14 protein-coding genes and 1 pseudogene are annotated in these 13,071 nt (G+C 53.8%); 3 read left to right on the top strand and 12 right to left on the bottom strand.

The window, feature by feature from the left end:
- Positions 1 to 7: 7 nt before the first annotated feature.
- Positions 8 to 301: a nucleotidyltransferase family protein gene (locus METTU_RS14390; RefSeq protein WP_040580839.1), complete on the bottom strand. Its 294-nt coding sequence runs from the start codon at positions 299 to 301 to the stop codon at positions 8 to 10.
- Positions 302 to 668: 367 nt separating this feature from the next.
- Between METTU_RS14390 and METTU_RS14385 the strand changes: the two genes are divergently transcribed.
- Complete coding sequence (locus METTU_RS14385) at positions 669 to 998, top strand: DUF2845 domain-containing protein (protein ID WP_006892484.1); 330 nt, start codon at positions 669 to 671, stop codon at positions 996 to 998.
- A 94-nt stretch (positions 999 to 1,092) separates the two neighbouring features.
- Here the strand turns inward: METTU_RS14385 and METTU_RS14380 are convergent, their stop codons facing one another.
- Together METTU_RS14380 and METTU_RS14375 are read right to left on the bottom strand one after the other, a co-directional pair.
- Complete coding sequence (locus tag METTU_RS14380) at positions 1,093 to 2,133, bottom strand: phytanoyl-CoA dioxygenase family protein (RefSeq protein WP_006892482.1); 1,041 nt, start codon at positions 2,131 to 2,133, stop codon at positions 1,093 to 1,095.
- Positions 2,134 to 2,151: 18 nt separating this feature from the next.
- Positions 2,152 to 2,958 (bottom strand): helix-turn-helix domain-containing protein, encoded by an 807-nt coding sequence (locus tag METTU_RS14375; RefSeq protein ID WP_006892480.1) that lies wholly within the window; start codon positions 2,956 to 2,958, stop codon positions 2,152 to 2,154.
- 167 nt (positions 2,959 to 3,125) lie between these two features.
- Here METTU_RS14375 and METTU_RS14370 point away from each other — a divergent pair, with 167 nt between their 5' ends.
- Both METTU_RS14370 and METTU_RS14365 read left to right on the top strand, forming a co-directional pair.
- Positions 3,126 to 3,590, top strand: coding sequence for a hypothetical protein (locus METTU_RS14370; protein ID WP_006892474.1), 465 nt, complete (start codon positions 3,126 to 3,128; stop codon positions 3,588 to 3,590).
- 581 nt (positions 3,591 to 4,171) lie between these two features.
- Positions 4,172 to 4,696 carry a class I SAM-dependent methyltransferase gene (locus tag METTU_RS14365; protein ID WP_006892473.1) on the top strand — a complete coding sequence of 175 codons (525 nt, stop codon included), beginning with the start codon at positions 4,172 to 4,174 and terminating at the stop codon, positions 4,694 to 4,696.
- A 5-nt stretch (positions 4,697 to 4,701) separates the two neighbouring features.
- On the opposite strand, the gene METTU_RS14360 is transcribed toward METTU_RS14365, so the two are convergent.
- From METTU_RS14360 to METTU_RS14320, 9 genes and pseudogenes are all read right to left on the bottom strand, one after another.
- Entirely contained in the window at positions 4,702 to 5,193 is a 492-nt protein-coding gene (locus METTU_RS14360) for an HPP family protein (protein ID WP_006892472.1), read from the bottom strand.
- Positions 5,194 to 5,276: 83 nt separating this feature from the next.
- Positions 5,277 to 5,798: pseudogene (locus METTU_RS14355) on the bottom strand (NAD(P)-dependent oxidoreductase); the annotation flags it as partial.
- Between the two features lie 117 nt (positions 5,799 to 5,915).
- Complete coding sequence (locus METTU_RS14350) at positions 5,916 to 7,073, bottom strand: molybdenum ABC transporter ATP-binding protein (RefSeq protein WP_254257977.1); 1,158 nt, start codon at positions 7,071 to 7,073, stop codon at positions 5,916 to 5,918.
- A 319-nt stretch (positions 7,074 to 7,392) separates the two neighbouring features.
- The gene (locus METTU_RS14345; RefSeq protein ID WP_006892465.1) at positions 7,393 to 7,821 is read right to left on the bottom strand and encodes a TOBE domain-containing protein; all 429 of its coding nucleotides are present in this window, start codon (positions 7,819 to 7,821) and stop codon (positions 7,393 to 7,395) included.
- Positions 7,822 to 7,842: 21 nt separating this feature from the next.
- The gene (gene modC / locus METTU_RS14340) at positions 7,843 to 8,970 is read right to left on the bottom strand and encodes a molybdenum ABC transporter ATP-binding protein (RefSeq protein ID WP_006892463.1); all 1,128 of its coding nucleotides are present in this window, start codon (positions 8,968 to 8,970) and stop codon (positions 7,843 to 7,845) included.
- A gap of 5 nt (positions 8,971 to 8,975) precedes the next feature.
- Entirely contained in the window at positions 8,976 to 9,662 is a 687-nt protein-coding gene (gene modB, locus METTU_RS14335; RefSeq protein WP_006892461.1) for a molybdate ABC transporter permease subunit, read from the bottom strand.
- A 4-nt stretch (positions 9,663 to 9,666) separates the two neighbouring features.
- Entirely contained in the window at positions 9,667 to 10,437 is a 771-nt protein-coding gene (modA, locus tag METTU_RS14330) for a molybdate ABC transporter substrate-binding protein (protein WP_006892459.1), read from the bottom strand.
- A 103-nt stretch (positions 10,438 to 10,540) separates the two neighbouring features.
- The gene (locus METTU_RS14325; RefSeq protein ID WP_006892458.1) at positions 10,541 to 11,326 is read right to left on the bottom strand and encodes a sulfite exporter TauE/SafE family protein; all 786 of its coding nucleotides are present in this window, start codon (positions 11,324 to 11,326) and stop codon (positions 10,541 to 10,543) included.
- Between the two features lie 15 nt (positions 11,327 to 11,341).
- Positions 11,342 to 12,844: an alginate export family protein gene (locus METTU_RS14320; protein WP_006892457.1), complete on the bottom strand. Its 1,503-nt coding sequence runs from the start codon at positions 12,842 to 12,844 to the stop codon at positions 11,342 to 11,344.
- Positions 12,845 to 13,071: the final 227 nt, after the last annotated feature.

Raw genomic sequence — 13,071 nt, 5'->3', positions numbered from 1 at the left:
CGATCTTTCACAATGGCACGGCTTCCTGGAGTATCCTTTGGCACAAGTGTTTATTTAAGCCCCTTTCACTGACAATATCGACTTTGCGTTTTAGTGCGTCGGATAACGCTAAGCTCAATCCGACCTGATCCAAAAGCGTTGTTCCCGGCAGAAAATCCACCAGCAAATCGATGTCGCTGTCTTCGCGTTCCTCTCCGCGTATGACGGAACCGAATACGCGCACATTGACAGCATGATATTGACCGGCAATGTCGAGAATACGCTGTTTTTGTTGCTGTAAGGTTTGAAATAAGCTGGACATAAGTGATTCTTGTAGCCTACAAGGCAGTGTTGATGCCGTAAGATACTGACCTAACATGCTTTTCCAGTCAATTGTTTTCAGCGAGTAGACAAATGGAATACGGGGCATCGGGGTCACGAAATCTCGTATTACGCAAATTCCTACGGGCTGTTTGTTAACATTAATATACAAAGGTATGCATCACGCTCTCTACCAAGTGTTCTCCGCAAAGAGTTATACTGAAATCTTTAGCGGAAGAAGTTTTTTAGGCATACCAGCAAATATTGACGGAACTCGAAACCAGTATCGAATTTCTGCCGCCTCAACGAAGATCATACGAACATTCTTTAATATCGCTATGATTTTTAACTGCTTTAAGGTTTGTGCGATGAAAAATATCACTATATGGGTCTTAGGTCTGAGCTTATGTTCTTTCAATGCAGCCTATGCGATGAGATGCGGGAACCACCTGGTTAAACCGGGCGATTATAAAGATGATGTTCTGACTCGATGCGGTGAGCCCGATTTTGTTGAAACTCACACTAAAATAGTGGGCAGAACGTTACATTTTTCGGGTAGAACCATTGATTTGCAACAATATGAAGAGATACAAGTAGATGAGTGGGTATACAATTTAGGTCGTTTACGTTTGCGGCAATACCTTCGTTTCGAAAACGGCAGGTTAAAAGAAGTTAAAAGCTTAGGCCGAGGGTATTAAAGCGGTTTCTGGTAATGGAAGGGCGAGGCATCGGGCCGCTAAATCACGTATTACGCAGGCTCCATACAGGCCAAGTTCCCTTGCAGCCGTCGGGTTATTTCCAGACCGGATGGATGCCGTAATCATGAGGAAACACCGTGATGTATTGCACCACCCGCGGATAATGCGCCAGGTTACGGCCGCTGCCGTGCGGCAAGGCGTGGCGCCAGAGGACGAAATCTCCGGCGGAACCGGTAACCGGTTCCGGCCCCAGACTCTCCAAATCCTGTTCACGCGGATTTTGCTCCGGTGCGAGTTTTCCCAGCCATTGATCGATACGGCGATGAAATCCCGGTACGCAACGAAATGCGCCTTGTTCGGCGCTGGTATCGCTTAAGTACAGCAATCCATGAATACCGAAAGGGATCGGCAAGGCAAGGCTGACGTCCCAGTGCAGACGGCTGGGGCCGGATATATCGATGCCGCCGCGCTCCGGCCGGTTCAGGCTGGAGCGATCCACGGTAGTCCACAAGTCATCGGTTCCCCAAAGCTGCTCGAATGCTTTGCGGATGCGCTGCGACGCGCGGTTTTTATTCAGGACCGGATGCTGGAACAGCGGCACCCAAAACGTATGCGTTTCGTCGTACCAAGTCTCGGGGTTTTGCGGGTCCATGCCGAGAAAGTCCCATATCGCCGCTTCGGCTTCCCGGCAATCTTCTACTGAAACCGCGTTGCGTAACACCACGTAGCCGTTTTCCTGCCAAAACGCCAAGTCCGCTGCCGACAATACCGGTTCATGAATATCTGTTCCCTCAACGGGATAGGTACGGTGCGGTTGTTCCAGATAATGTCTAACCATTTTATTGAGGCGCTCGACTAAAGTGCGCTCAGGGACGCCGCCGAGCTTTTGCACAATCCATTGTTCGAATTCGGCATAAGTTGGACGCTGTTGGAACAGGTATTCCGCCGGTTCCACGATGCCCAGTCCCAAGCCCTGCATCAGTGTAAAATCCAGCCCGTATTCGTCCCGCACGCTGTCCTGGTCAAGCCGACCCCCGACTTCCAGCAGCCGTTTGCACCAATAGCGCCGCAAGTGCAGCACGCCCAATTCACCGGTTTCCATTGAAGAAATGCCAAGTTCAGGTTTTGCAGTCATCTATTTTCCGTTTGTTGTTCAGCGCTGTAACCGCGCCAGCTTGTGCAGGCCGACCGTGGGCGGCGCGCCGAAGGTCTTGCGGAATTCATGACTGAAATGGGCCGAGTCTGAAAACCCGGTAGCATGCGCCGCGCTAGTGAAGTTGTTGCCTTTTATGATTTCGCGTATCGCCTTCCGCATCCGGTTCCAACCTCGATAACGGCGGAAAGGAACGCCGATCTGTTGCGTGAACAGGTGCTGAAACCGCGAGGCGGACAGCCCGACCGTTCCGGCCAGCGTTGCCACCGAGGTGAGATCGTCGCCGTGTTCGAATAAAAACTCCACCACCTGGGCTATGCGCGGATCGATCGGCTCGGCGCTTGCCCGTCGTTTGGCAAAGCCCATCAGGTCGGCCAACGGTTCCGCAGTCCATTGAGGATTGTAGCGGTCTTCGTACAGGTCGCGCATGAATGAAATCTCCCCGGCCGTGCCGACCAACGCGCCGTTGACCTCGCGGGTATTGCGGATCAGCGGTTTCAGGGCATCGGCTCCGGCGATGTTCGGCTCGATATAAAACACCGTCAGCGGATCGCCGCCTATATCCAGCTCATGCAGGACACCGGCGGGAATAATCGCGGTGCGGCAGGACAACCAATCGCCGCCATCCAGTCGCAGGCGAAAATTGCCGTAAATTCCGGCGAGAAAAACCGGTGCGCCGTGCTGATGGCTCGCATTGTAATACAGCGGTCCGGTAAAAAACGTGCGGCCGTCGCTGATGTCCCAGAGCGCGTCGAATTTGACGGCCTCCGTCGCAGCACGTTCATACAAGCGAGGACTGTCTGCCATTGTTTATACTCCTTATTGTCTTGAGCCACCCGTTTTCAACGTAGGCGTTTGCGATGCAGTTTAGTCAAATCACCGACGATTGACAACTGACAGCGGCTTGAGCAATTCGCCGACATTGGCGTTCAACAAGACGGGACCCAAGTCCCCGTATAACGATGAGGATAACCATGACAAACCAAAAAATGACGATGACCAACCTTTTTCTTGTGGCGTTTGCCGGACTGTGTCTGGCGATAGCGCTTACCATCGCCTGGGTGCTCGGCGTCACACTGTTTTTCCCCGATGGCGTCTTGGCCGGACACCTCGTCGAACGGGCCGACATTATCAGGGCCCATATCGACTATTTGATGATGTCCCAATTCCTGTTTATCTTTTTCCTGCTGTTTCGGCAGTATGCCATCGATCCGCCGGTCTGGGTCGTTGCCGCCTGTTGTTTCGGCGCTTTCTTCAACCCATTGTCATTTCTGGTCAGAGGCTTGACGCCGAAGCCTTCGGTTGTCGCGACGATTCCTATTGAAGCGCATTTTCCGTTTCAGGCGGGATTGAGCTTCACGCTGACGACGGTCGGGTTTCTCACGGCTGTGGTGTTGGTCGTCAGGGCGGCCTGGAAATTGAGATCGGTGAAGAATTGAGGCTGACTTGCTGCCGCAATGTGCGGGGCTGTCTTCGGTGGGATGCACTCATCCTGGCGCAGCCTCGTACTCTATTTTTTAATAACTGATGTTACGCAGTTATTCGAATTTAGACTGCATTAACATTTTTATTATTAAAAGTGTCGCTACCGCGACGATTATTTGAATCGGCTTCTCGCACCCGAAGGCGAGTTACTTTCTTTTGCTTCGCCAAAAGAAAGTAACCAAAGAAAAGGCGACCCGGTTGCCGCTTGCGTCCTGCGCTCCTCGCTTTTATCGAGGGTCAGCAGAAGGGGCTCCTGCCCCTCTGCTGACGTGCGGCATCCCTGCCGCACCCCTAACGGGCTGTTCTCGATAAAAGCTCCGGTGCTCGGCGCGGCAAACGGGAGAAGTACCACCCGTGCGTAACATCAGTTAATAAATTATCAAGACAATTGCCTTAAAATGACAAATGCAGACATGTCGGCTTTTATCAAAACTCAGTAAAATAATAAAAAATCGGTAGCTTTGGTTAAATTCCATTTACTCAATAACCCCGTATTTACGCAATAACGACAACAACTTATAGCCAAGGCTCACTCATGATGAAACACTATTTGCTGGAAAAACCGTCGCCCTGGATTGTTAAACACGCTCCGTTGATACCTAAAGCGGGGCGGGTACTCGACCTTGCCTGCGGTAACGGACGCCATGCAATCTGGCTTGCCAAGCAAGGCTATCAGGTCGATGCGATTGATCGCGATGCGCAGGTGGTATCAAGCATGGAGGGGATGGACAATATCAATGTGTTTGTTGCCGACCTTGAAGCAGGCGACTGGCCTTACCCAGACCGGAAGTATGACGGATTAATCGTCAGCCGTTATCTGTATCGGCCATTGCTCCATACTCTTCCCGCAATGCTAAATCCGGGCGGAGTGTTGATTTATGAAACCTTCATGGCGGGTAACGAGCGCTATGGCAAGCCCAGCAATCCCGATTTTTTGTTGCTGCCGGATGAACTGTTCGAAATCTATTCACCTGTGCTGAATATAATCGCGTTTGAGCAGGGTGAAGAGACAATGCCACGGCCTGCCGTTATGCAACGCATTTGCGCGGCTAAGATATAAGCCGGTTAATGAACCGTGCGAGTTACCTTGAGCATAAGACGAGCCAGGAACAACAAAAATATTACGCCAACCAGGGTTGGAAACAATAAAAACGACCAGTCCGGCCGGGTCAAAAAAATAATCACAGGATTGGAACCCGCAGGCGGGTGAACGGTACGCGTGACCAGCATCGTAGCCAAGGCGGTGCCGCCAGCTAAAGTCATGCTCCACCAGTCGGGACCGACGAATTTGAGAAAACCCAAGCCGATTAAAGAGCAAAGGACATGGCCGACGATCAGATTGCGCGGTTGCGAAAATACCGCATCCGGGAATCCGAACAATAACACACAGGATGCACCGAAAGAGCCCAATATCCAGGGCTGACCGGAAAGTTGACTCAAGACGGCAATAGAAGCGATAGCCAAACTCGATCCGAGCCAAGCCAGCGCAATAGACGATAGTGAAGGTCTTGGCGGAAGGGCTTTACCGCCATTTCTGATTATATTTCTAAGCGACATGAGTTAAGCCCCTCCTTCCAAGTCGGTAAAGGGGATGCCGGCAATGACCTGCGCATCCCCTGTTTCAGCTCAAGCGATTGTTATCAATCCTTCTTGAACTGGGCGGCTTCTTCCGATCCGCCGGTGGCATTGCCTTTACTATAGGAATGCGCACCGACACCGGCCAGCTGACCACCTTGGACAATCAGGTATTCATCGCGGATGGGGCGGCCTTCAAAGTAGCACTCCAGAATCTCGCGGGTACCGGCAGCGTAACGTGTCTGTGCCGACAGGCTGGTGCCCGAAATGTGCGGTGTCATGCCATGATTCGGCATGGTGCGCCAAGGGTGGTCGTTGGGCGCCGGTTGCGGGAACCAGACATCACCCGCGTAACCCGCCAATTGACCGCTTTCCAGCGCATCGACAATCGCATCGCGGTTGCATAGCTTGCCGCGTGCGGTGTTGATCAGGTAAGCGCCGCGTTTGAAGTTTTTCAGCGTCTGCTCGTTGAGCATATGCTCGGTTTCAGGATGCAGCGGACAGTTTAAGGTCACGACGCCGCACACTTTGGTCAGGCTTTCCAGACTGGAGTGATAGGTCAGGTTAAGCTCCTGCTCGACCGCGCTGTATAGTCCCGCGCTACGAACATAGGCGTACAACGCGAACACCGAGTCGGTTTTCAGCATGATGTTGGGGGTTATGCCCGCTTCGCGAAAGGCCGCATCGATCAGGCGGCGGGTTATTCAAGGCAATAAGTCGCTAGTCGGTCCGGCGGTATCGAGATAATAATGGCCGTCGCCATGGCTGATCACCCGTTGATAGGGCAGGGCGTCAAGTTCGGTGAGGTAGGCAATGGAATGGGTTTTGATCAGGCAATAGATGACCTCGCCCTCCTGCAAGGCCATGTCCCGGCATGCGCCCGGCGTAATCTCGGCCAGCAGCGTAGTGCCGCAATCGACCTGCACGATCAGGCTTTCGCCGCTGGGAATCAGCGCGCAGATTCGGCCCTTGATTTGATTTTGTATCGATATGCCGTCGATATAACTACGCGACAAGGCTATGTCGTTGGCGCGTATCGACACTTGCGCTTCACTGCCGACAACTAAATGCGGCCGTAGCGGCAAGGTCAGCGGCAGGCCGAAGCTATGGGCCTGGCTGCAACCGGACACATAGTCGTGGCGGCGGACGGTCACCGGCAAAATGTTGTCGATCTGGCGGATGCCCAGATAGCGCAGCATGCCTTGCTGTTTGGCGACATCAAGCAACGAGCCGTTGTGCAGCACTTTGCCTTGTTCGAGTACGATCAGCCGGTCGGTCAGCTCCAGAATTTCTCCCAAGGATTGGCTGGCATACAGCACCGGCAAGCCCAGCTCATGCTGCAAGCGTTTCAGAATCGGCAGCAGTTGCATTCGGTAACCGTTGCCGATCGCGGCAAAAGTTTCATCCAGTAACAACAGCCGCGGCGATTTCAGCAGCGAGCGGGCCAGCGCCACCCGCTGGCGTTCACCGGCGGAAAGCAGTTCGATGACATGATTGAGGATAGGGCCCAGTTCCAAAAGCTCGATTAAAAAATCCCGTTTGAAAATGCGGCGGTGTTTCAGCGTGCGGTTATAGGTGGCGGTCAGGTTGTCGCGAACGGTTTCGGCCGAATCGGCACAGTCGATCTGTAATACCGCGCCTACAGGACGCTGTTCGCGCGGCATCATGATGCCTTTGCGGCTGTCGAACATGATTTTGCCGTCCAGCACGATATGTCCGCTTTGCGGTTGAATGGTACCGGCGATCAAACCGAGCACCGTGCTTTTACCGGCACCGGATTTGCCGAACAGGCCGACGCTGGAGTCGCTGATCGACAGGCGCGTGGTCAGGTCGAAATGTCCCCGGCGCAGTTTTACATTCATTTCCAGAAGCATGGTTACCTCTGTTAATTAAAAGGGGACAAGTTTCCTCGTTTCCACGCGCTGCGCTCGTCGTTATACACAAGTCTTTAAAAACACGTCATCCCGGCAGGGATTGCCGGGATCCAGAAGCCATGGATGGCAATACCGAAACAGGCAGCAAGTACGCCATAAAAAATTGCTCAATAAAATCAACCGTTCACATCCCTGTGCTCTGGATTCCGGCAATCCCTGCCGGAATGACGATCTACCGCAGACACTTGTGTATAACGATGAGCGTAGCGCGTGGGAACGAGAAAGCGGATGTTATATCTCCAGTTTATCAACCGGCGACAGCCAGAATCACCGCGCCGGCCTTGAACACCGCAGTGGCCGGTTTGCCTTTGCTCAAGCCCAAAGCTTCGACGCTGTCGTTAGTCACGGTGGCGGCAACCTGCTCGCCGCCTTTTAACTCGATATCGACTTCGGCGTTGACCGCGCCGGGTTTGACCTGGGTTATCATGCCTTGCAGCTGGTTGCGCGCCGAAAGCCGGTAGCCGCCGAAATCGGTAACGATGATGATTTGCGGGGCTTTGACCAGGGCGATAACTTCAATGCCGGTTTTGATCGCCAGCTTTTCGACGGATTCCTTGGTAATGGAGGCGACGATGGTTTCGCCGCCCTTTAAGCCGACATGAACTTCGGCATTGACCGCGCCGATGAGCACTTCAGTGACGGTACCTACAAACTGATTACGAGCACTTGCTTTCATGATGAATCTCCGGGGTGTTGGTTAATTTAATAGTGATGTACCCTTGATCTGCACGTAAACCGCCATGCCGATCTGCAAACCCAGCAACAGCGCCGATTTGCGGGTGATGTGCGCCAGCAGCGCTTGATCGCCGACCTGGTCGCATCGGTTCCCTACCGATTGCGACGCTTCCGCCATCCTTGGCAGTCGTAACTGCACTACGCTCTGGCCGTCGCGACCGTCGGCGATGCCGGTGATGGTCGCGGGCAGTACATTGAGTATGCTGGTGGCGGTTGGCGCTTCAAGGGCGATGCTGACATCGCGGGCGTAAATCTGTACCCGTAACGGTGTGCCAACCTCTGCATCGACCGCCGGTAGGCTGAGTGAACCTCCGGCAAAGGCGACGCGGGTCAGATGATAGTCGGCTTCATGTTCGGCGACGGCCGCCTGCCAAACCGTGGCGGCTTCCCGATCTTGCGCCAGCGGCACGTCGAGACGGCTTTGCGTTTCCGATAGCGGCCCCGAAGCCAGCGCCCGACCGTCTTCCATGATCACCAGCGTGTCGGCCAGTTGCGCGACTTCCTGCTGGGAATGGGTGACGTACAGCACCGGAATATCCAGTTGCTGATGCAGGCGGCTTAAAAACGGCAGGATTTCCTGCTTCCGTTTGAAATCCAGCGACGCCAGCGGTTCGTCCATCAGCAGGACTTCAGGATTAAGCGCCAAGGCCCGAGCGATGGCGACCCGTTGCCGTTCGCCGCCGGACAAGTGTCCGGGCATGCGCTCAAGTAAATGACTGATGCCCAGCAGTTCAAGGGTTTGCTCCAGTTTGACCGTGCCTGAATTGTGTTTGATCCGCTTCAAACCGTAGTGAAGATTCTCCCGTACCGTCAAATGCGGAAACAGGTTGGCTTCCTGAAACACATAGCCCAGCGGCCGTTTATAAGTAGGCAGGAACAGGTTGCGCTCGCTGTCCTGCCAAATATGGCCGTTGATTTCAAGGAAACCCAGCGGCGCCTGTTGCAGTCCCGCAATGCAGCGCAGCAGGGTGGTTTTGCCGGAGCCGGAATGGCCGAACAACACCGTAATGCCGGTGCCGGGCAGTTTTAAATCGACGTCCAGTTTAAAGTCGCCGTAGTCGAGTTGGAAGCGGGCTTGGATTGTTGTCATGTTTATCACTTAAGCGGGTGAGCGACGGGATGTGTTTTCAGCGCGGTGTACAGCACCAGCAATACGCTAAACGAGAACAACAGCAAACAGCCCGCCAACCAGTGGGCTTCGCTGTATTCCAGGGCTTCGACATGATTGTAGATTTGCACCGACACCACGCGGGTTTTGTCGGGAATATTGCCGCCGACCATCAATACCACGCCGAATTCGCCGACGGTATGGGCAAAGCCTAAGATAGCGGCGGTCATGAATCCGGGTTTCGCCAGCGGTACGACGACGCTGAAAAAAGTATCGAAAGGGCTGGCGCGCAAAGTCGCCGCGGCTTCCAGGGGATGTTCGCCGATCGTGGCGAACGCGGTTTGCAACGGTTGTACGACAAACGGCAACGAATACAGCACCGATGCCACCACCAATCCGGGAAAGGTAAACGGCAAGGTGCCAAGGCCCAGTTCGGTGGTCAAGCGGCCGATAGCGCCGTTCGGCCCCATCATTACCAGCAGATAGAAGCCCAGCACGGTCGGCGGCAACACCAGCGGTAGGGCCACCAGCGCGTTGCAGACGCCTTTCCAACGCGATGTAGTGCGCGCCAGCCACCAGGCCAACGGCGTTCCCAGCAACATCATCAGCAGTGTGGCATAACCTGCAACTTTGAATGTCAGCCACAAGGTGGCAATATCGGATGCGCTTAACATGGCTTCAAGGTTGGTTGGGGAGGTTGTAACCGTATTTACGGATAATCGTTTGGGCCTGCGGCGCTTTTAAAAATTGCAGCAGTGCCGGTGCGGCTGGATTTTCCACGCCTTTGCTCAGCAATATCGCATCTTGCCGAATTGGCGCATGGCGGTCGTCCGGTACGATCCACCCGGAGCCGCTGCCGATCTTGCCGTCGGCGATAACCTGCGACAGCGCCAGAAAACCCAGTTCGGCATTGCCGGTACTGACGAACTGGTGGGTTTGCGAGATGTTTTCGCCCAGCACAAATAAAGGTTGCAGCTTTTCAAAAAGCCCCATATGTTTCAACACTTCCAGCGCCGCCGCACCATAGGGAGCCAGTTTCGGATCGGCCAACGCCAGATGTTTGAACCCGTCTTTACTAAGGATTTGGCCTTGCTCGTCGACCAATCCCGGCGTTGCCGACCACAGCACCAGTTTTCCGAGCGCGTAGGTGAAGCGGGTATCGGCCACCGCCAGCCCTGCATTTTGCAATTTGATCGCGTTTTCCGCATCCGCAGCCATAAACACTTCGAACGGCGCGCCGTTCTCGATTTGGGAGACGAATTTGCCGGAGGAACCGAACGACAGCTTGGCGCTGTGACCGGTAGATTTTTCAAAAGCCTCGGCGATTTCGGTCATCGGTTTGGTGAAGTTTGCAGCTACTGCAACCAGCACCGTATCGGCCCAGGTTGCAGGAGCGATTAAAAGCAGCCATGCGGCGAGGATAGAGCGAAAAAAACGATTATGTAACATAAAATTCTCCAATAATTAAGTGATGTGTTGCTATGGCATGCCGCGCATACCGTTTACTGCGTAATCATCCCCGGCTGCTAAAAGCGGCGCTATGCGTAACCGCTTATCCATGCCGCCAAACCTTAATCGCCGAGATCGCCAATATCAACGCCAATGACGGCAGTAATACGTCTGCCGGAATCATTCCGAGCAACTGGCCGCCCAAGAAAGCGCCAAATAGTGATCCGGCAGCCATCGCCAGCGCAAAGTCACGGTTCCGGCCCAGCACCGCGAAACTCCGGTCGGTGCTGTAGCGGGCGAAGCCGGTCAGTATGGTGGGCAGGCTGACCGCCAACGACAAGCTCCCGGCAAGCTTGATGTCGGTGCCGAATAGCAATACCAGCGTGGGAATCAGCAGCTCTCCGCCCGCGACGCCCAACAACGAGGCGACCACGCCTATGCCAAAACCCGCGAGCACACCGGCGGCAACTTGAGGCGCGCCGGAAAGCGGTGGCAGGCTTGCGTTTGCCGGGTTATGGCCGAATACAAGCAACAAGGCTATTGCCGCCAATAACACGGCGATGACTTTGTAAAAGCTTTCGGTTTTTAGCTTTATCGCCCAGCCAGCCCCGAACCACGCGCCTAACAGACTTCCTGCCAACAGGTTCAGAATTATGCTCCAATGTGCCGCCAGCTCATTGAGCGGGACTGTTCCCATCCTGAATGGCAGCGCCGAGGCCACGACAATAAGACTTATCGCTTTATTGACAATAACGGCTTCCAGGGCGGCGAAGCCGAACGGCCCAATTAATAAGGGCAGGCGAAACTCCGCGCCGCCCAGTCCAATCAGGCCGCCCAATGTGCCGATAATGGCTCCGCTGCCGAATACGCTCAGCTTATCTGTTTTCATCGGCTCATCAATCCGTCAAAAACGCAACATGCTTTGTACATAGACATAATTGACGTCATTCTTATTAGTTGGCGCATTGGCGGTTTCCTTGGCGAAAGTGTCTTTGAACAGATGTGCCCAGCTGGTTTCGAAATTCAGGCTGCTGTTGAAATCCCAGCGAGCTGTCAGTTCGAGTTGCTGGCCGATAAAGTTATCGGTTCTACCCGTGGTATCGCGCAGATTGGCTGAGGTCCAACTGTCCTTATCCTCGGCCAGCCAGTAGAGCCGGTGACTGAGGCCAAGCTGCACATCGCTTCGCGGCGCGGCGGTTAAGCGCAAGCCCGGCGTATTGATATTGCTGCGGGCAAAGGCGCCGTAAATGCCGGTTGCACCGAACTCGAAGCGCCGCGCGCCATACAGAGTATCGAAACGCTGATCTTTTCTATCGTTGGGGTCGTGATCGCCGCTGGCGTAATCGTATTCCAGCGCCAAACGCGGCGACCAGGGAATATCAAAGGTGTAACCGGCATCCAGGTGTTGATACCAGGCGGAATGGTCCAAATCCGTGCCATTGTTGGCGGCGGTCGATGAACGCACCGTGCCGAATTGGCCGATGGTTTCGGTTTGAAAATCGAATGCGCCCTTGGCCGGTTTCATGTAAAAGCGCATGCCGGGCGTGAAATAACGGCGGTTGGCAGTCTGGCTGCGGTTGCGGTCGCCTTCGTCCAAATGGTACAAATACAATTCGGCATTAATGCCCCAGGCGATGTCGTATTTTTCCAGGATTCCGCCGGAAAACCAGGTTTGGTATTCCGGTTCATCGAAACTGTGGAATCCATCAAGAAGTTGCGCCGAGTTATTCGGATAGCGACCGACCGGTTTGGTCACAAAAGCATTGAATTGCCAGTTGTTATAATCGAGCAAACGCAGCCGTATGCCGTCGAAACTATTGATGGTGTTGCGCATCGCGTTTCTGGCAATCAACCGGCGACTACCGAAATTAAGCGATTGACGACCGACGATGACTTCCGCTCCCAGACCGCTGTAGGCTAAGTTCTGATCGGCCCAGGCCAGATAACCCTGGATAAAGTCAGCCTCGTCTACGTGGGTGTTATTGATCCCGGAGCCGCTATCGGAGCCGAACTGCCGTGCATCCAGAAACTCGGCTCCAGCGCGTAGGTGATTGAAGCGCGCCTCCAGGAATACGTCGGTTTGCAACGGAATTTGTTGGTCGCCGCCTTTACCTCCGGCTTTGAAACTGCCGTCCATGGTTTCGTAGCGGGTGCGCTGTTCCACCGACAGAGACAGCCATTTCGGTAGGTTCAGTGTATCGTGCAGATTCCAGACCGGTTTTTCGTATTTGTCCGAACCGAGTAAAGGATCAGACATTTGGCTGGAAAAAGCGGCAAACGGGGGTTTGGTGTAAGTTTTCTTTTCGGCGGCCTGAATAGCGTTGTTGGCGCCCATGCAAAAACCGCTGGCGACTATTAAACTGAGTGTATGGTTAACAGTAACGCCGGTAAAAGATTTTCTTCGCATCATCAATGACCTATAATTGTAATTATAATGTTCACATCGACGCTGATTCGTCGATGTATACAGCGTCTTATTCGGGAAAACTAAAAATAAGACACGGCTCCAGTTTAACAACGTTATGTATCAAAGTACATAACGTTGTTGGTGACAATGTTCCTTAGAGCAAGTGACGTGCCAATTATTAACATGGCGGTTACATCATTGAATTGTTTTGATTATTGTTTTGCGTC

It is taken from the genome of Methylobacter tundripaludum SV96, assembly GCF_000190755.2.
Lineage (GTDB): Bacteria > Pseudomonadota > Gammaproteobacteria > Methylococcales > Methylomonadaceae > Methylobacter_A > Methylobacter_A tundripaludum.
Note: the sequence above shows the minus strand (reverse complement) of the source record. Positions and strands in the feature narration are given on the sequence as shown.